We start from the raw sequence: 19,010 nt of genomic DNA, 5'->3' as shown, positions 1-19,010 counted from the left end.
GGATGGCCGGCTGTTGGATGACAGGTTACCCTTACGCTTCTACTTCTATGTCTATCACGTCCCAGGCCGAGCTGCTCGGGCTCCAGCGAATCAGTCAGGCCGTTGCTACCACGCTGCGGGAAATGCGCGCGTACGCCCGCCCGGGCATGACGACCCGGGAGCTGGACGAGTACGGCGGGCAGCTGCTGGCCGGTCAGGGTGCTAAGTCCGCCCCGAAGCTTACCTATGGCTTTCCCGGCTGGACGTGCATCAGCGTCAACAACGAAGTGGCCCACGGTATTCCGTCGGCGTTGCGCACGCTGCAGGAAGGCGACTTGGTCAACATCGACGTGTCGGCGGAGCTGGATGGCTACTGGGCCGACAACGGCGGCTCGTTTGTGCTGGGCGCCGACGTGCACCAGCACCAGCCCCTGGTGGATGCCTCCCGGCAGATTCTGCGCACGGCGCTCAGCCAGATCCGGGGCGGCGTGCGCATCGCCGAGATCGGGCGCCTGATTGAAACCGAAGCCCGCCGGGCCGGCTACAAGGTGATCAAGAACCTGGTCGGGCACGGCGTGGGGCGCAGCCTGCACGAGGAGCCCAGCGAAATTCCGTGCTACTACGACCGCCACAACCTGAAGCGCTTCAAGAAGAACTCGGTGGTGGCCGTCGAAACGTTTATCTCTACCCGGGCCACGTTTGCCCACCAGTCCAACGATGGCTGGACGCTGGTCACCAAGGACGGCTCTTTCGTGGCTCAGCACGAGCACACCATCGTGATTACCGACGGCCAGCCCCTCATCCTGACGGCTGCGAACAACATCTGGGACTAGGGACCGCCCGACTGTGCCGGGGGCTATTGCAGCCGGCTGGTTTTCTATGCATATTGATGGCTAATCCAACTTCCATTCTATGCAACAAGACTACGTATTCGCCGCTGACCAGCTGACCGTGCCAATCGACTGGGCTCCGGCCGGCAAGGGCCAGCGCTTCGGCAACTACCTGATCGACATAGCCGCCTTTTACCTGGGCTGCATCGGGGCGGGCATTCTGGTTGGCATCGGCCTGAGCATGTCGGGCAACGTCCACCTGCTGAACGGGCTCGAGGGGCCTTTCAGCACCCTGGTTGGCATGCTCCTGCTGTCGCTCTACTACTTCGTGCTGGAAGCCACCACGGGGCGCACCATCGGCAAGCTGTTTACCCGCACCCGCGTGATTATGGCCGACGGTTCCCGGATTACCACCCGCGCCGCGCTGATCCGCTCCCTGTGCCGGCTTATTCCCTTCGAAGCCTTCTCGTTTCTGGGCGACCCGGAAAGCGGCCTGCACGACCGGCTTTCCAAAACCCGGGTGGTGCGCATCGACCGCGACCGGTAGGCCGCCTCCCGCACCCCGCCGGGCCCGGGCCCGCCCGCATGCCTGAGCTCCGCGGGGGACCGTTGCTGCCGCATTAATCTTAAAACTGACTAGCCACGCTTGTTTCCGCTCCGCCGGCAAAGAGCGTGGCTAGTCAGTTTTAGCACCCCTTACTGAACTCGCAAGCACTCTTTGGCAGTAGATCACAAAACGAGCGTTTTTGCTGACTGCGCCCCTTGGGCAAGAAACACCATTTGCTTTCCGCATTTCTGCCGCATCTTTGCTCCGTGTTCGCCCTGCGCTCCTATATCGCCTTGCTCCTGCTGCTCTGCCTGACGCGGACGCTGCTGCCCGAGGCATGGGTTTTGGATCTGCACGCGCACAGCCACACCACCGAGGAACCGGCGCAGGCGCCGGCTTTCCAAACCAAGGGCAAAGCCCTGGTGAGCAGCCAGCACCAGCACTGTGCCGTGGATCACTTTTACGACGTGCCCTTTTTACCGGGTGCTCCTGTGATGATACCGGTGCAGGCGGTCCCGCTGTTTTTTGCCTCAGTACCTGTGCCCACGGTAGCAACAGCGCCTTGGATTGCACGCATACCCGCCCAACTGCGCGGGCCACCAACAGCCTAAGGCGGCTCTCAGCTCCTGTTGCTTTATGGATGCTCTGTCACATGGTGACAGGGCTTAGCATGTGCTGTCGTTGGGCAGCCGGATAGCCTTTTCATGGGAAATAGCCTGCCGGGCTATGGGCGACGCGTGGAGCCGAAGCTGCCTTGCTCTGCTGCTTACGGGAAATGCTCCCTGCTGTGTGGCCACAGCACGTGCATCACGCTGCCCCATTACGGCAGCGTGACGCTGCTGTAGTAGGTTGGCTTATGGGCCGATGACCGTGTAGCAGAGCCCGCTTGTGCGCCTGCCCCGGCAAAGGGGCAATTCCCGCTCTCTTATTTCTGACTTCACCCACTCGTAGCCGCACGACGCCTACGACAGGTCAACCCTTGCTTTTATGTTTCGTTTCCTGTTGTTTTTAGGGCTGCTATGCCCTTTCTTTTCTCTTGGCCAAGGTGCTTCCGGTCACCTCGATGGTCATATCACCGGTCCCGGCGGCCGGGGCCTGGAAGGCGTTTCAGTGCTGGAATCAGCGGGCCGCTTTTCCGCGCTTAGTGGCTCAGATGGACACTTTTCGCTGGATCTGCCCCTAGGCGAATACACCCTCATCACCCGCAGCCTGGCCTACCAGGAGCAGCGCCGCACGGTACGGCTCAGCGCCGAGCAGCCAACGCTAACCGTGGACTTCGTGCTGCAAGCCACCACCAACGCCCTGCAGGAAGTGGAAGTGCTGGGCCGCAAGGAAACCACCTACAAGAGCGCCTACAGCTTTGTGGGCACCAAAACAGCCGCTAACCCCAAGGATGTACCGCAGTCGATTTCGACGGTAACCAAGGAGCTGATGGACGACCGGCAGGCCTTCCGGCTGCCCGATGTGGTGAAGAACGTAGCCGGCGTAAGCCAGTACTCGCACTACGACGACCTGTCCATCCGGGGCTTCCGCAACGGCTACGAAAGCGGCTTCCGGCTGCTGAACGGCCTGCGCTCGGGCTTCAGCTACGGCAACTCGTTTTTCGTGGCGCCGCTCACGGTGAACCTGGAGCGGGTGGAGATTCTTAAAGGGCCGGGCTCAGCGCTGTACGGCGACATCAACCCCGGCGGCACGGTGAACATGGTCACCAAAAAGCCGCTCGACGTAGCCCGGCAGGCGGTAAGCTTCTCGGCCGGCTCGTTCAACACCACTCGCACCACCGCCGACCTGACGGGCCCGCTCAACGAGCGTGGCAACGTGCTCTACCGGTTTAATGCGGGCTATGAGAAGTCCAACACCTTCCGCGACGTGAACGACAGCCGCTCGGTAATGGTGGCCCCAACGGTGACCTTCCTGGCTTCAGACAAAACCACCGTCAACGCCGAGCTGGTGTACACCCGCGTGGACGGCTACCTCGACCGCGGCCAGGTAGTGCGCGGCGGCGACCTGTACGCGCTGCCCCGCTCGTTTACCCTAAGCCAGCCCAGCGACTACTTCCGCACCAACACCTACTACCTGAACGCTTCGCTCAATCACCGTTTCGCGGACTGGTTATCCTTTAATGCGTCCTACCTCGACTTTACCTACAACGAAGACCTGAGCGAGCACCGTACCCTGAACACCTATGCCGACGCGCCGGCCAACACGGTGATGAACCTGCGCTACTTTGCCCGGCAGGCCGAAGAGTACACCAAGAACCTGGCCGCCTACTTCTCCCTGAACCAGGCCACGGGCTCTATCAGCCACAAAGTGGTGGCGGGCCTGGACTATATCCGCTTTACCACCGACAAGCAAAGCACCATGTGGGAAGCGCGGCAGAAGCTGGTGAACGGCGTGACCTCGCCGCTGACCCTGAACCTGGATAAGCCCGTGTACGAGCTGCAGGACCCCACCAAGTACGTGCGCCGGCCCCTGCCGCAGTTCTTTGTAGACTACCTCAACGCCGAGTACCACACCACCGGCGTGTACGTGCAGGATCAGCTTACCGTGACCCCGCGCCTGGGTTTGCTGCTGGGTCTGCGCTACGAAATGTTCAACGATGAGCGCGACAACGGCTCAGCTACCATTGCCCAGCGTCAGCTGCTGCCCCGGGCCGGCCTCACCTATGCGGTGAGCGACCATGTCAACTACTTCGCCTCCTACAGCGCCGGCTTTCGGCCGCTGAAGCCCGAATTCATCCGTACGCCGGAGCGGTACGGCCGCAGCTCGGCGTTTCGTCCTGAAACCAGCTACCAGGTAGAAACCGGGCTCAAGGGCGAGTTCTTCCAGAAGGCGCTGCTGGCTACCGTGGCTGTGTATCAGATTGAGAAGCGCAACCAGCTGGTGAGCACTGGCAACATCACGGCCTTCGACAGCCCGGAGTACCGCCAGAACGGCGTGGCCCGCTCGCGTGGGGCGGAGCTGGAACTGACCGGCAACGTGCTGCCCACCCTGAGCCTGAACGCCAGCTACGCCTTCAACGCCACCGAGGTGCTGCGCGCCGACGTGGCCGCCGAGAACGGCCAGCCCCTGGCCAATGCCCCGCGCCACTTGGCCGGCCTGTGGACCAAGTACACGTTTTCCGCCCTGGCCCTGCGCGGCCTGGGCGTAGCCGTGGGCGGCAACTACGTGGCCCGGCGCCGCATGGAAAACCGCGTGCCTGATGCCCAGGGTGAGCTGTACTGGGGCTACTGGCCCAGCTACACCGTGCTGGACGCGGGCCTTTTTTACACCATCAACCGATTCAACTTTCACCTGAACGCCAGCAACCTGCTCGACAAGCACTACTTCGTCGGTGGGTATGACTTCTTCCGCGTGAGCCCCGGCGCACCGCGCAACTTCATGGCCACGCTGGCCTACACTTTTTAAGCGCCCGGCGCGCGGTCCTTCATCCAACGCTTCGTCTGCTCCGCGGCTTTACCCCCTGATTTCCAACTTTATGTCTTACCTCCTCGAAGCCCGGGAGCTGCGCAAGCAGTACCCGGGCAAACTGGCCCTGCGCGGGCTGAATCTGCAGATTGCCCCCGGCGAAATCTTCTGCCTGCTGGGCCAGAACGGCGCGGGCAAGTCCACCACCATTAACCTGTTTCTGGGCTTTGTCGAGCCGACCTCGGGCGCGGCCTTTGTCAACGGACTGGAAGTGGCTAAGAATGTGCTCGAAATCAAAAAGCACTTGGCCTACATTCCGGAAAATGTCATGCTGTATCCCCACCTGACGGGCCTGGAAAACCTGGCCCTGTTCAGCAGCCTGGCGGGCTTTCAGTATGCAGACCAGGAACTGCTTGACTATCTCACCGACGCGGGCCTGCCCCCGGAAGCAGCCCGGCGACGGGTGGGCACCTACTCCAAGGGCATGCGTCAGAAAGTGGGCATTGCCATTGCCGTGGCCAAGCACGCCCAGGTGCTACTGCTCGACGAGCCCACTTCTGGCCTCGACCCCAAGGCATCCAACGAATTCTCGGAGCTGCTGCGCCGCCTCAGCGGGCAGGGCACGGCTGTGCTCATGGCCACCCACGACATCTTCCGGGCCAAGGAAGTCGGTACCCGCGTGGGCATCATGCGCGAAGGCGAGCTGGTAGACGTGCGGCCCACGGCCACCCTCAACGCCCAAGAGCTAGAACAGCTCTACCTCACCTACATGAACTAGCCCCCGATGAAGAGCATTGCCCAAAAAGAATTCATCAGCACCCTGCGCGACCGGCGCTTCGTGGTGCTGAGCGCGCTGGTGCTGGCCCTGCTGCTCACCGCCACGCTGGTGGGCCGCGCCTCCTTCCGCACCCTGCAGCGGGAGCGGCAGCTGGCCCAAACCACGGTTAACGACCAGTTCCGCAACCAGCCGGCGCGGCATCCGCACCGCGTGGCCCATTATGGCTCCTTTGCCTTCCGGCCCAGGTCGGGTCTTAGCTTGCTGGATGCGGGCGTAGACTCGTTTACCGGCAGCGCCGTGTACCTGGAAGCCCACCAGCAGAACAGCGTCAACTTCAGCCAGGCCCAGCAGTCGGGCTCTCTGATTCGGTTCGGGGAGATGACCGTGGCCTTCGTGCTACAGCTGCTCGTGCCCCTGCTCATCATTTTCCTTTGCTTCGGAGCATTTACCCAAGAGCGGGAAACCGGCACGCTGCAATTGCTGCTGGCCCAGGGTACTACGCTGCGGCAGGTGGCCTGGGGCAAGATTCGCGGCTACTGCCAGGCCGTGGCACTGGTGGTGGCGCCGGCCCTGGCCCTGGCCGCCGCGCTTTTGTTCACGGGCGAAGAGTTTGCCTCGAACACGGACCTTTTGGCGCGACTGGTGCTGTTCGGGCTCAGCTACGCGGTGTATTTCTTCCTGTTCGTGGTAGGCTCGGTGGTCGTGTCGGCCCGGCAGGCCAGCTCCCGCGCCGCATTGGTTACCCTGCTCGGCCTCTGGATCCTGGGCGGCATTATCCTGCCCAAGGCCACGGCTAACCTGGGCGCGTCGCTCTACCCCACCATCACCAAAGCCCAGATGGATGCCGAGGTGCACGAGGAAGCGCAGCACGGTGTGAATGGCCACGACCCGCACGACCAGCGGGCCGCAGCCATCAAGGCCGCGCTGCTGAAAAAGTACGGCGTCGACTCCGAGGAAAAGTTGCCGGTGAGCGTGGCCGGGGTACAGATGGCGGCTGGCGAAGCATACTCCGCACGGGTATATCAGCAGCATTTCGCGGCGCTGAATGCCACCTACGAGCAGCAAAACCGCCTGTCGGACTGGGCCGGCCTGCTTAATCCCTACCAGGCCATCCGGCCGCTGTCGATGGGGCTGGCCGGCTCCGACTTTACGCACTACGTGCACTTTCAGCAGGCCGCCGAAGCCTACCGCTACGGGCTGGTGCAGCGCCTGAACGGTTTGCAGGCAAGCATGGGCTACGGTGACAAGGAGCGCCGGCTGGACGCGCACACCTGGCGCGAACTGCCCGTTTTTGCCTACCGGGCGCCGAACCTACACTGGGCCCTGCCGCACCTTTTCCTGCCGGTAGCCGCGCTGCTGCTCTGGGCGATGGTCCTGAGCTGGCTGGGCCTGCGGCTGATTTCCAAAACCTCTATTGCTTAATCGGATGCGCGTATTCTGGATTCTGTTTTCTTATGAGTGGCGCCACTTCCGCGCTGCCAAAGGCCTGGTGCTGCTCTGTGGCCTGCTACTGGCCACGGGTCTGTATGGCATCTATTACGGCACCACTGAAATCGAGCGCCAGCGCCAGCAGCTGGCCACCCTGCCGGAGCTCACCCACCGCAACGTTGAGGAGCTGAAAGTGAAGTTTCCCGGCCCGACCGATGCCGGCGACATCGGCTACTATCATTCCACCTTCGCCGTGCACCACCCCGACCCGTGGGCGGCTCTCTCGCTGGGACTGCGCGACGTGAACCCTACCTACGTGAAGCTGCGGCTGCTGGGGCTGCACAACCAGCTTTACGCCAGCGACAACACCAACCCGATGAAAACGCTCACCGGCAACTTCGACCTGGCCTTTGTACTGGTGTACCTGCTGCCGCTGCTCATCATCGCGCTGTGTTTCAATCTGCTGTCCGCAGAGCGGGAAGAAGGCATTCTGACGTTGCTGCTGGCTCAGCCCGTGCGCCCGGCCACGGTGCTGGGAGCCAAGCTCGCCTTCCGGGCTGGCATTGTGATGGCCCTGGCCTGGCTGCTTTCCGGGGTCGGCATGGCCTGGGCCGGCGTGCCGCTCGATATCCGCGTGCCAAGCTGGCTGGCGATGAGCACGCTCTATTGCCTTTTCTGGTTTGGCGTGGCGCTGGTCGTTACGGCCTGGCAGCGAGCCTCGGCCGTGAATGCCGTGGCCCTGCTCGGGGTGTGGCTGGTGCTGGTGGTGCTGGTGCCCAGCCTGCTCAGCCTCGGCGTGGCAGCTGCCCGCCCCGTGCCGCAGGGCATCGAGCTGACCATCCGGCAGCGGGAGGAAATCCATGCCGGCTGGGATAAGCCCAAAACGCAGACCATGAACCGCTTTTTCGGCCTGTACCCCCAATGGCGAGATACGACCATCATCCGGGAGCGGTTTGCGTGGCGCTGGTACTATGCCTTCCAGCATCTTGGCGACCAAGCCGTGGCCAGCCAGGCCCGCGCGTACGCCCAGGGCCTGCAGCAGCGCTACGATTTAGTGGAAACGCTCAATCTGTTTTCTCCCGCCATCATTGCTCAAACCAGCTTCAACGCTTTGGGAGGTTCGGACCTGCCTGCCCACTTGGCGTTTCAGCGCAGCGCGGCCCGCTACCACGACTCGCTACGGGCATTTTACTACCCATTGCTTTTCCGCAAAGTTGACTTTACGCATGCCGACTACGCGCGTGAGCCCCAGCATACCTTTACCAGCCAGTCGGAAATGCCTACGGTCCGGCGTGGCCTTAGCAAGCTGCTGCTGAGCGTGACGGCAGTGCTGGCGTTGGGTTTTGTGCTGGTGCGTCGACGGTCGATTCTGCCACACTGAGGATGTACTTACATTCCTACCTGCTCGCAAGAGAGTACGCGCTGCCGAAAACTCACCGCCCGGCCTGGTGCACCGAGAAGGTGGGCTGTAAAGGCAGCGGGAGGGCACCAGACGTTTGACGACCTGGGCACAAAGTCAAATTAGGTGCTGACGCAGGGGTTCCGGAGTCACGGAAAGGGCTCAGCGGGGTGCCCCCGTCAATTCGGTGGAACGGCCGGAAAGCTAAACGAGCGAATCACTACAAAACCACCAACCACGAGGAAGCGGCCGGTGCTCCGGCTTTCGTGGTGCGGGCGGCCCAGGCTGATTTGGTTAACTCAAACACGAAGTTGCGTTTGGGCTGCTCGCCGTAATACGTCACCTCCTGCTCAGCGACCTTGGTGGCGCCCAAGCGCTGGATGGTCGCGGCCCTGCGGGCGTACTTCGGCCTGACCCAGCAGGAAGTTGCCGGGTGGCTGGGTGTGAGCGAGGTGAAAGTAAGCCACCTCGAAGCCGGCCGGCGGGGAATTAATGAAGCCACCGCCGAAGCCCTGGCTCCGCTGCTTCGCCACCTGCCCCCGGCCGGGGCCGCCCCTGCCGTCCTGCGGCTGGCTTCGGCTACGGCCCCGCTCCTGGCGCTCTCCTCACCCGAGGCCGCCCCCCTGCTTTCCCGCATCGACCACTGCCGGCACACCGTGGGCCGCCTGCGCGCCCAGTTGCGCCCCCTCGAAGCCCAGGCCACCGTGGCCTCCCGCTGGGCCGCGGCGTTGCCCGCCCTGCGCGCCGCTCTGCCGCCCGACCCGGGTTTGGCCGCCGAGCCCGACCCGGATACCGCCTGGGCTGCCTGGCTAAGCTGGTTTCGCCACCGCTGGCTCGACCTGCGCCGCCCGGTCCTGCCGCCCGACCTGAGTGCCCGCTACCACCTGCTACGCCTGCAGGCCGAAGCCCTGGAAGCCGAAGCCGCCGCGCTGGCCTCCCTGCTGCCCCCAGCCGCCTGAGTGCAGGCACGGCACTGGCGCCGGGTTTAGCGCAGCGTAACCAGTGCCCAGCCCTGATGGGGAGGCTCAGCCTCCCCTGCCGCGGCAGCGGCAAGCCGGAACCGCGCCGTCGGGGAGTCGTCCAGGCGACGTGGGCCGACGGGGGCGCACCGCTTCCCGGGAAGGCCGGCACGAGTTGCGCGGCGCTAAACTCGCACCAGCAGCGGAGAGCTTTACCCCAAAGGCAGTCATTCCGAGCGCAGCCGAGGAATCTCGCGTGCGTCGTTGGATTACTAACTCCGGCGTCAGCACGCGGGATGCTTCGTCCCTGGCTTGATGCGCCACATGCTCTGCATGACGGTCTAAATCATTATAGGTCTAGCCCCGGCAGCGGACCGAACAGAAAAAAGCCAGCCGGGAACGTTCCCGGCTGGCTTTTTTGCGCCGGGGCCACTAAAGCCACCAAAAAGCGGGTTTTATTTACCTAAACTTCCGTTCCAAACGGGCTTCGACCCGCTTTTCCAACCTCTGCCACAACCCAGCCTGACTTTTATGAAACGCGTCCTTATCACCGGTGCCAACCGCGGCCTCGGCCTCGAACTCACCCGCCAGTACCTGGAGCGCGGCGACCAGGTGTTTGCCGCCACCCGCCAGCCCGCCGAAGCCACCGACCTGCAGGCCCTGCAAGCCCAGCACGGCGACCAGCTCGTGCTCGTCGGCCTCGACATCACCAGCTCGGCTTCGCTGACAGCTGCCTACCAGACCGTAGCCGACCGCACCGACCGTCTCGACATTCTCATCAACAACGCCGGCATCCTGCCCGGCCACCCCGGCTCCGACATCGGCGCCGACTCCGACACCCAGCACCTGGGCCAGCTGCGCTACGAAGAGGCCATGCAGGTGCTGGGCACTAACGCCGTGGGCCCCCTGCTCGTGACCCAGCAGTTTCTGCCCCTGCTGCGCGCCGCCCACAGGGCCCGCATCGTGAGTTTGTCGTCGGGCCTTGGCTCCCTGGAGCTGAAAGCCTCCGGAACCCACTACCACTACAGCGCCAGCAAGGCCGCCATGAACATGTACATGCGCACGGTGGCCGCCGAAGCCGGGCACTACGGCATCATCTCGGTGATGATTGACCCGGGCTGGATGCGCACCGCCATGGGCGGCGAAGGCGCCTCCCTGCCCCCGGCTGACTCCGCCCGCGGCATCATCCGCCTCACCGACCAGCTGCACGCCGAGGAAAACGGCTCCTTCCTGACCTGGCAGGGCAAATCGGTGCCGTGGTAGCCGGTCCTACTCCTTGCTTTTCCAGCCGTCTCCTTTCGGGGGCGGCTTTTTTTTATGCACCCGCCGGTGCCGGAAGCCGCAAGCAGTCAAGCTGAACCGGTGGGCCGGCGCAGAAAAGGCCGGCAAAGCCGGGCGGGCCGCAATCCGCAGCGGGCGGGCTGGTCGTATGGGTTTACGGTTTTCTTTATTCAACTACCTGACCACCTCTTTCCTTATGTCGACAACCTCTACCCGCTGGACTACTGCCCTGAAAAGCATCGTGGTCGGAACCATCCTGGCCGGGGCCGCTTCGCTCCCGGCCGCCGCGCAAACCGTCTATGGCCTGTCCGCCACGCTTGGCGCCACTCCTGGCTCCCTTGTCACCTTCGACGCTACCAACCCGGGCGTACTTACCGCCACCGTGGCCATCACCGGCCGGGGCGCCGGGCAGACGCTGGTCGGGCTCGACTCGCGCCCCAACACCGGAGAGCTGTTTGTCCTGGGCTACAATTTCACTGACATCCAAGTCCAGCTCTACACCCTGAACCCCACGACCGGCGTGCTCACCGCCGTAGGACCGCTCCAGCCGCTGAACCTGGGCAACAACTTTAACCGGATCGGCTTCGACTTCAACCCTACCGTGGACCGCATCCGGGTGACCGGCTCGAACAACACCAACTTCCGTCTCAACCCCAACAACGGCGCGGTCATTGTCGACGGCAACCTGGCTTATGCCGCTACGGATGCCAACGCGGGCCAGACGCCGGGCATCGGCGCCGTGGCCTACGCCAACTCGTTTATCGGCGCCACGACCACCGTGCTCTACGACATCGACGAGGCCAACAGCCGCTACACCGTTCAGAATCCGCCCAACGACGGTATTCTCAACAGCCGCACCGCGTTCGGCAGGAACCTGTTTGGAATTGCCACCGACCTGGATATCTACTTCAACCCCACCACCCGGACCAACAGCGCCTACCTGACCATGGCGCAGAATCCTCCGGGCATGCCGCCCGCCATGCCCACCCAGCTTTACACGCTGGACTTTATGACCGGCGCGGGCCTGACGCTGGTGGGCAACGTGGGCCCGGCCGGCACCATCGTCACCGACATTGCCTTCGCCATCAGCCGCCCGGCCACCCTGCCCGCCATTACCGGCCAGCTGGCCTACGCCCTGGGTGGCACCAACCTGCTCACCTTCGACACCGCCCAGCCGGGCCTGATCCGCACGGCCACTGGCATCACCGGCATTCCCGCCGACCAGACCCTGGTGGGCATTGACGTGCGCCCGGCTACCAATGTGCTCTACGGCCTGGGCTACCGCGCCGCCGACCAGATGGCCACCGTCTACACCCTCAATGCCACGACCGGGGTTGCTACGCCCGTGGGTCCGGCCGTGATGCTGCCCCTGGGCACCGCAGCCACCGACGTCATCGGCTTTGACTTCAACCCCACCGTGGACCGCATCCGGGTGACCAGCTCGAACCGCGCCAACTTCCGCCTCGTGCCCACCACCGGCGCCATTGCCGCCACCGATACCCAGCTGGCCTACGCCGCCACGGATGCCAACGCCGCCGCTACCCCGGCCATTGCCACCGTTGCGTACACCAACAGCTTCATGGGCGCCACGGCCACGTCGGGCACCACGCTCTACGACTACGACCGCACCCTCAACATCCTGGCCACCCAGGTGCCCCCGAACGACGGTACCCTGAACACCCTGGGCAGCTCGGGCCTGACGCTGAACGCCACCATGCCCAGCGTGAGCCTCGACATCTACAGCCCCGCCGCCGGCACCAACACGGCCTACCTGGTTACCAACTCGGCTGCTTCGGCCAACAGCTCGCTTTATACCCTGAACCTGACCAACGGTGCCACCACCCTGGTGGGCGCCATCGGGCAGGGCAGCGCCGTGCGGGATATTGCCGTGGCCGCGGCTACGGGCGTCGTCACCGGCACGCGCCGCGCCGAGCTGGCTACCCTGGAGATGAGCGTGTATCCGAACCCGGCTACCAACCAGGCCACGGTTGCGTTCCGGCTTGAGAAATCGGCCCGCGTGGACGTAACGGTGTTTGATGCCCTGGGCCGCCAGGTTGAGGTAGTACGGGCCGGCATGCTGCCGGCCGGCGCCCAGCAGGTGCGCTGGAACGCGCGCGGGCATGCCGGGCTGTACTTCCTGCACCTGTCCATCGACGGTCAGCCGGCCGGCGTGCGGCAGACCATCGTGCTCAAGTAGCAACCCGCAACCCCTTAAAAAAGCCCTCCGAACGTTTCGGAGGGCTTTTTTTATTATCAGGCAAACGGGTCGACGGTACGGCGGCTATTGCGTGGCGGCCAGGTGGGCGTGGTCGCGGAGCACGGTGCGCAGGAAGGGCTCGTCGGCCAGGTCGGTATGGATGCCGGTAAGCTGCTTGACGCGGGTGGCCGCTTCGTTGAGCAGCAGGTAGTTTTCGCGCTGCAGTCCCTCTACCAGCAGCTTGCGCAGCACGGCCACGTCCTGGTCGGAAAGCTTGGTGACCTCGGGAAATACCACCTGGTAGTCGGGCGGGGTCAGTGAAACGCCCATCGGCTCGGGCCGGGCCATGGGCCGCAGCCGTACCACGGTGGTGCCGGCGGCCAGGTCGCCGAGGCGCTGGCCCCGGCCGTTGAGCAGAATCGTGATTACGGCTACCACGCCGCTGCCAATGCCGGTATCCACGATGCGCAGCAGCCAGCGCAGCAGGTAGTCGCCCACGCTGGGCTGCCCGCCGTCGAGGCGTACTACTTTGATGTCGCGGGCGCGCTTGCCCAGGCTTTGCCCGCTGAAGAAGATTTCGCACACCAGGTGGTAGAACACGAAGGGCACCCCGATAATGAGGACGCCCAGCACCCCGATGGTCAGGTTAGAGCTTTCCGAATCAAACTTCCGCGTGCCGTTGCCCCCCAGCACAATTCCCAGAATCAGTACCCACACGACCATCCAGCCAAACATAACCAGGTAGTCGAGGATGGTGGCAATGATCCGGTCGCCCACGCTGGCTACTTCGTACTCGACGCTGACGTTCTGGGCGGTTTGGATGCGGATGGTATTCATGCCGGAATAAAGTAGAGGATTAGGGCGCCCCGTGTGGGTTTATCGGTATATTTGACCGATGCTCCGGGCGCTGGTGCCCCGGTTGTGCCAGTAGGTGAAGGGTTATGCGTGAAGCTGTTTTTCTGCGTCAGAATACCGAGAAGTGGCAGCGCTACGAAACCACGCCGGCGGCGAATCCGGATGAGCTGGCGGCCCGCTTCGTGGAGCTGACCGACGACCTCTCGTTTGCCCGCACCTTCTACCCTGACTCTACCACCACGCAGTACCTGAACGCCCTGACGGGCAAGCTACACCAGGCCCTCTACAAAAGCAAAAAGGAGCGCAGCAACCGGTTTGGGCCGTTCTGGACCCGGGAGCTGCCCCTGCTGGTGGCCCGCTCGCACCGGCAGCTGTTCTGGGCCCTGGTCTTTTTCCTGGTCGCCACCGGCATCGGGGCGCTGTCGGCGGCCTACGACGACACCTTCGTGCGCGTGGTGCTGGGCGACCAGTACGTAAACCAGACTTTGCGCAACATCGAGAAGGGCGACCCGATGGCGGTCTACAAAAGCCAGGGTGAGGGAATCATGTTTCTGTACATCACCCTGAACAACATCTACGTGGCTTTGCGCACCTTCGCCATGGGCGCGCTGCTGTCGGTGGGCACGGCGCTGTCGCTGTTTCAGAACGGGGTGATGCTGGGCTCGTTTCAGTATTTCTTCTTCGCCAAGGGCGTAGGTACGCAGTCGGTGCTGACCATCTGGATTCACGGTACGCTGGAGATATCGGCCATTGTGCTGGCGGGCGGGGCCGGGTTCGTGATGGGCAACAGCCTGCTGTTCCCGGGCACCTACTCCCGCACCGAGTCGTTCCGGCGGGGCTCGCGCGACGGGCTCAAGCTGGCCATCGGCCTCGTCCCGATCTTCGTGGTGGCGGGCTTTCTGGAAAGCTTCGTGACCCGCCACACCGAAATGCCGGTGGCGGTGAGCCTGCTTATCATCGGCCTCTCCCTGGCCTTTATTCTGTGGTACTTCGTTTATTACCCGCTGCGGCTACAGCGCCGCCTGCGGGCCGAAAGCTGATTTCCCTTACCTTATATCCTGCATCCCTACTTTTTTCGCATGCCACGCCTACCCTTTAACAAGACCTCTGACTTCATGCGGGAGCGGGAGTTCGGGCAGAAGATTGAAGCCACCTTCGACTTCATCCGGGCCCACTACCGCCCCTTCGGCAAGTGCCTGCTTTACATCGTGCTGCCCGTGGTTTTGCTGACGGGCATTGCCAACGGCCTGACGCAGATGGGCATGAAGAGCTACATGCAGGATTTGCAGCAGGCCACCCGCGCCGGGGACTCGGTGATGGAGCCGATGCTGCGCTTTATGAGCAGCCCCACCTACCTGCTGGTGATCCTGCTGAGCATCCTGACCGGAACCGTCATGTCGCTGACCGTGTACGGCTACCTGCTGCTGCGCATGGACAAGCCCGCTGAAGAGGAAGTGACCGTGGTGGAAGTATGGAACCTGGTGAAAAGCCGCCTGCTAAGCGGAATCGGGGTTACGATCGGGATGGTGGCCCTGCTGGTTCTGGTGCTGCTGCCGCTGTACCCGGCCCGGGAATACCCGGGTATCTTTGTTTTGATAATGCTGGCGGAATACGTCGTGTTTCCTTACCTGATGGTGACGCTGAGCTTGTTTTTCATCATCTGGATGCGGGAGCAGCAGGGCTTTGTGGCGGCGCTTCGCCGCTCGTTTTACCTGATCTGGGGCAAGTGGTGGTCTACGTTCGGCCTGTTGCTGGTGATGAGCATCATCATCGGCTTCCTGTCCTTCTTCGCCATGATTCCGCAGTACTTTATGAATATCACGAACATGCTGAAGACCGGTGAGGCCCCAACCAACAGCTTGCTGCTGGTAGCCTCAAACGCGCTGGGCACCACGGTCATGCTGATGCTTTACCCGCTGCTGTTTCTGACGCTGGCCTTTCAGTACTTCAACCTGGTGGAGCGCCGCGACGGAGAGGGCCTGTTTGCCCTGGTCGGGCAGATCGGGCAGCGCAGCCCGGCTGTCGGTCCCCAGCCCGAGGACCGGTACCGCCCCGACGAGCACGAAGGCGAGTATTAGGTTTTAGTTATTAGTTGTCAGTTGTCAGTTGTCAGTTGTCAGAACGATACGAACAACGGACAACCAGCAACTGACAACTACAAACTAACCACCATCCTTTCCACCCTTACGCTGCCTGCCTTGCTTTTTCACCTTGCTATGCTGCCGGCTTCGGCCGCCCCGCTGCTGCGGGTTCTGGCGCTGGGGTTGCTGTTGTTGGGCGTGCCAACCCGCCCGGCGGCCTGGGCGGCGGGGCCGCAGCGGGCCGATACCACGACGCTGACCATCCGCCGGCCCGCCGCGGGCCAGCTGGCTGCGCTGCGCTCCGACCGGGAGCTGCAGTACGCGCCCGAGCCCGCCAAGCCGGCCACCAGCGCCTGGCAACGGTTCTGGCAGCGGTTTTTTAGCCGGATGCAGCGCCCGGTGACCGGCACTGCCGGCAGCAAGGGCTGGAATTACGTGCTCTACGCCGCCTTGCTGGTGCTGCTGGTCTTCGTGATTCTGCAGCTGCTCGACCTGGACCTGACCGCCGCGTTTGGCCGGGCCCCGCGCCGGCTGCCCCTGGCCTATACCGCCGAGCATGAGAATATTCACGAGCTGGACATTCCCACCCTGCTCACCGAGGCCGAAGCCCGGGGCGACTACCGCCTGGCCGTGCGCCTGGGCTACCTGGGCGCGCTCAAGCAGCTTACCGACCAGGGCTTGCTGCAGTGGCAGCCCGACAAAACCAACGCCCACTTTCTGGCCGAGCTGCCCGCCGGCCCGCTCCGGCAGGCGTTTGCCGTGGTGGCCCGGCAGTTTGAGTTTGCCTGGTATGGGGAGCTTACGCTGACGCCGGCGCACTACGAGCTGGCCCGGCAGAGCCGGCACGAACTCATTCACCAGCTTTCCCGCCGCGTAGCATGATCAAAGACCGTCGGATCTGGTACCTGCTCGGGCTGCTGCTGCTGTTTGCGGGCCTGGTGTACGTGGAAAATTCCCGGCCCAAGCCCGTGAACCGGAGCACCACTTTTATCAACAAAGACAAGATTCCCTACGGCACCTACGCCCTGTTCGAGCTGCTGCCCGGTTTGCTCGGCGGCCCGGTCGAAAGCGTGCGGGAGCCTATCTTCAACCAGGTGGTGGTCGTTGAGACGGAGGGTGAGGACGCAGCCGACGACGTTCCACCCCGGCCGAAAGCCAGCTACCTGTTTATCGACGGCAGCTTCCGGGTCGACTCGCTCGATGCCCAGGCCCTGCTCGACTTCACAGCCCGGGGCAACGACGTCTTCATTGCGGCCGAAACCTTCGACTACAAGCTGGCCGATACGCTTGCCATCCGGACCGACGAGGACGTGGCCTACGAGCTGACCGACAGCGTGAGCGTCGCGCCCGTCCGCTCTGATTCGGTGACGCTGCGCTTCACCAACCCGGCCCTGCTGACCGGCCGCCGCTTCCGCTACCCCACCACCCTGAGCGGCAGCTATTTCGTGGCCGACAGCCTGACGCAAGCCGCTACCGTGCTGGCTACCGACCAGCGCAACCGCCCCGTGCTGCTGCGCGTGCCCCACGGCAAAGGCTCTTTCTACCTGTGCTCGGTGCCCATTGCCTTTGCCAACGAGTTCGTGCTTCGCCCTCGCACCGGCGACTTTGCCTTTGGCGCCCTCTCCTACCTGCCCACGGGCCGCCAGGTGTATTGGGATGAGTACCAGAAGCAGGGCCGGGCGGGGCAGCAGTCCCTGCTGCGGGTGCTGCTCAGCCACGAGGCTCTGCGCACGGCCCTGTACCTGGCGCTGTTGGGTACGGCCCTGTTCGTGCTGATAGAGGCCCGGCGGCGGCAGCGCATCATTCCCGTTATTACGCCCCTGCCCAACACCACGCTGCAGTTTACCCGCACGGTGGCCTCGCTCTACCAGCAGGGCAGCAACCACGCCCTGATTGCCGAAAAGAAGATTCTGCTGTTTCTGGAGTACCTGCGCACCCGGTTTCAGGAGCCCACCACCGACCTCAACGATGAAAACTTCCGCGACCGGGTAGCCCAGAAGGCCGGGGTGCCCCGGGAGCGGCTCGACCAACTCCTGCGGATGATCAACCTGACCCGCACCGCTCCCCAGGTTTCCGACCACGAGCTGCTCTTGCTGAGCCGGGCCATCAGCCAGTTCCGCCGCGACGCCGGCTGATGCGCTTCGCCGCTCCGGCTTTCCTTTTACTTGACCGTTTTACCTGGTCCCGCTGATTTAGCCTGCTACCTTCCCCTTATGGAAAACGAAAATATCCAGCCCGAACTGCCTGCCGATTCTTCCGAATTACCCTCCGTACCGTCCGGCGCCCCGGCCCCGGAGTTTGCCCCGCAGGCCGACTTCGGGCAGCTGCGCCAGGCCACCGAGGCCGTGCGCACCGAGCTGGGCAAGGTCATTGTGGGCCAGCAGAACCTGGTGGAGCTGCTGCTCACCGCCATCCTGGCCGACGGGCACGTGCTGATCGAAGGCGTGCCGGGCGTAGCCAAGACGCTGACCGCGAAGCTGCTGGCCCGCACCCTGTCCATTCCGTTCAGCCGCCTGCAGTTCACCCCCGACCTGATGCCCTCCGACGTGCTGGGCACCTCGGTGTTCCGGCCCCAGAAAGCCGAGTTTGAATTCCGCCCCGGTCCCATCTTCGCCAGCGTGGTGCTCATCGACGAAATAAACCGGGCCCCGGCCAAAACGCAGTCGGCTTTGTTTGAGGTGATGGAGGAGCGCCACATCACCCAGGACGGCGTGACCTATCCGATGCCGGAGCCGTTTCTGGTGCTGGCCACCCAGAACCCCATCGAGCAGGAAGGCACCTACCGCCTGCCCGAAGCCCAGCTCGACCGGTTTCTGTTTAAGGTGAACGTGGGCTACCCCACCCCTGAAGAGGAAATAGCCATTCTGCAGGGCCACCACGCCGGCTTTGGCTCCACCGCCCTCGACGTAGTGCAGCCGGTGCTCAGCGCCGACCAGATAAAGACCCTGCGCGCCCAGGTGCGCCGGCAGCACGTGGAGCCCAAGCTGCTCGAGTACATTGCCCGGCTCGTGGGCCAGACCCGCATCCACAAGGGCCTGTACCTGGGCGCCTCGCCCCGGGCCTCCCTGGCGTTGCTGAACGGCGCCAAGGCCCTGGCCGCGCTGCGGGGCCGCGACTTCGTGACGCCCGAAGACATTCAGTTTCTGGCCCCGGCCGTGCTGCGCCACCGCATTCTGCTTACCCCGGAGCGGGAGATGGAAGGCGTCAGCACCGACGAGATTGTGCGCCAGATCATCCAGCAGATCGAGGTGCCGCGCTAAGCTCCTCC

At 63.8% G+C, this 19,010-nt stretch carries 17 protein-coding genes; 15 read left to right on the top strand and 2 right to left on the bottom strand.

Features of this window, described 5'->3' with window-relative positions; all coding sequences use genetic code 11:
- Positions 1-47: 47 nt before the first annotated feature.
- From map to LJY25_RS11520, 7 genes are all read left to right on the top strand, one after another.
- Positions 48-812 carry a type I methionyl aminopeptidase gene (map, locus tag LJY25_RS11550; RefSeq protein WP_227608495.1) on the top strand — a complete coding sequence of 255 codons (765 nt, stop codon included), beginning with the start codon at positions 48-50 and terminating at the stop codon, positions 810-812.
- Between the two features lie 79 nt (positions 813-891).
- On the top strand, positions 892-1,356 hold the full coding sequence (locus LJY25_RS11545; RefSeq protein WP_227608494.1) for an RDD family protein: 465 nt from the start codon (positions 892-894) through the stop codon (positions 1,354-1,356).
- Between the two features lie 215 nt (positions 1,357-1,571).
- Complete coding sequence (locus LJY25_RS11540) at positions 1,572-1,967, top strand: hypothetical protein (RefSeq protein ID WP_227608493.1); 396 nt, start codon at positions 1,572-1,574, stop codon at positions 1,965-1,967.
- Between the two features lie 376 nt (positions 1,968-2,343).
- On the top strand, positions 2,344-4,764 hold the full coding sequence (locus tag LJY25_RS11535) for a TonB-dependent receptor (protein ID WP_227608492.1): 2,421 nt from the start codon (positions 2,344-2,346) through the stop codon (positions 4,762-4,764).
- A gap of 70 nt (positions 4,765-4,834) precedes the next feature.
- A complete protein-coding gene (locus tag LJY25_RS11530) occupies positions 4,835-5,542 on the top strand; it encodes an ABC transporter ATP-binding protein (RefSeq protein WP_227608491.1) in 708 nt (235 codons plus the stop codon).
- A 6-nt stretch (positions 5,543-5,548) separates the two neighbouring features.
- Complete coding sequence (locus LJY25_RS11525) at positions 5,549-6,964, top strand: ABC transporter permease (RefSeq protein WP_227608490.1); 1,416 nt, start codon at positions 5,549-5,551, stop codon at positions 6,962-6,964.
- Positions 6,965-6,968: 4 nt separating this feature from the next.
- A complete protein-coding gene (locus LJY25_RS11520; RefSeq protein ID WP_227608489.1) occupies positions 6,969-8,351 on the top strand; it encodes an ABC transporter permease in 1,383 nt (460 codons plus the stop codon).
- A 238-nt stretch (positions 8,352-8,589) separates the two neighbouring features.
- Here LJY25_RS11520 and LJY25_RS11515 read toward each other — a convergent pair whose 3' ends face one another.
- The gene (locus tag LJY25_RS11515) at positions 8,590-8,742 is read right to left on the bottom strand and encodes a hypothetical protein (RefSeq protein WP_227608488.1); all 153 of its coding nucleotides are present in this window, start codon (positions 8,740-8,742) and stop codon (positions 8,590-8,592) included.
- On the opposite strand from LJY25_RS11515, the gene LJY25_RS11510 reads away from it, so the two are divergent.
- The 3 genes from LJY25_RS11510 to LJY25_RS11500 all read left to right on the top strand — a co-directional run bounded on the left by LJY25_RS11510 (position 8,732) and on the right by LJY25_RS11500 (position 12,806).
- Complete coding sequence (locus LJY25_RS11510; protein WP_227608621.1) at positions 8,732-9,328, top strand: helix-turn-helix transcriptional regulator; 597 nt, start codon at positions 8,732-8,734, stop codon at positions 9,326-9,328. The two genes, LJY25_RS11515 and LJY25_RS11510, sit on opposite strands and share 11 nt — an antisense overlap.
- A 531-nt stretch (positions 9,329-9,859) precedes the next feature.
- Complete coding sequence (locus LJY25_RS11505) at positions 9,860-10,591, top strand: SDR family oxidoreductase (protein ID WP_227608487.1); 732 nt, start codon at positions 9,860-9,862, stop codon at positions 10,589-10,591.
- Positions 10,592-10,805: 214 nt separating this feature from the next.
- Positions 10,806-12,806 (top strand): DUF4394 domain-containing protein, encoded by a 2,001-nt coding sequence (locus tag LJY25_RS11500; RefSeq protein WP_227608486.1) that lies wholly within the window; start codon positions 10,806-10,808, stop codon positions 12,804-12,806.
- A gap of 84 nt (positions 12,807-12,890) precedes the next feature.
- On the opposite strand, the gene LJY25_RS11495 is transcribed toward LJY25_RS11500, so the two are convergent.
- The gene (locus LJY25_RS11495) at positions 12,891-13,643 is read right to left on the bottom strand and encodes an RDD family protein (RefSeq protein ID WP_227608485.1); all 753 of its coding nucleotides are present in this window, start codon (positions 13,641-13,643) and stop codon (positions 12,891-12,893) included.
- Positions 13,644-13,747: 104 nt separating this feature from the next.
- Between LJY25_RS11495 and LJY25_RS11490 the strand changes: the two genes are divergently transcribed.
- The 5 genes from LJY25_RS11490 to LJY25_RS11470 all read left to right on the top strand — a co-directional run bounded on the left by LJY25_RS11490 (position 13,748) and on the right by LJY25_RS11470 (position 19,002).
- Complete coding sequence (locus LJY25_RS11490) at positions 13,748-14,701, top strand: stage II sporulation protein M (protein WP_227608484.1); 954 nt, start codon at positions 13,748-13,750, stop codon at positions 14,699-14,701.
- A 39-nt stretch (positions 14,702-14,740) separates the two neighbouring features.
- Positions 14,741-15,739: a hypothetical protein gene (locus tag LJY25_RS11485; RefSeq protein WP_227608483.1), complete on the top strand. Its 999-nt coding sequence runs from the start codon at positions 14,741-14,743 to the stop codon at positions 15,737-15,739.
- A gap of 120 nt (positions 15,740-15,859) precedes the next feature.
- The gene (locus LJY25_RS11480; protein ID WP_227608482.1) at positions 15,860-16,624 is read left to right on the top strand and encodes a DUF4129 domain-containing protein; all 765 of its coding nucleotides are present in this window, start codon (positions 15,860-15,862) and stop codon (positions 16,622-16,624) included.
- Positions 16,621-17,877, top strand: a complete 1,257-nt coding sequence (locus LJY25_RS11475; RefSeq protein WP_227608481.1) for a DUF4350 domain-containing protein — start codon at positions 16,621-16,623, stop codon at positions 17,875-17,877. Before LJY25_RS11480 ends, LJY25_RS11475 begins: the two co-directional genes overlap by 4 nt.
- A gap of 78 nt (positions 17,878-17,955) precedes the next feature.
- A complete protein-coding gene (locus LJY25_RS11470) occupies positions 17,956-19,002 on the top strand; it encodes an AAA family ATPase (protein WP_227608480.1) in 1,047 nt (348 codons plus the stop codon).
- The last annotated feature ends 8 nt before the right edge of the window (positions 19,003-19,010 follow it).

This window comes from Hymenobacter translucens (genome assembly GCF_020685205.1).
In the GTDB taxonomy this organism is placed as follows: domain Bacteria; phylum Bacteroidota; class Bacteroidia; order Cytophagales; family Hymenobacteraceae; genus Hymenobacter; species Hymenobacter translucens.
This window is presented reverse-complemented; position numbering and strand designations above follow the sequence as displayed.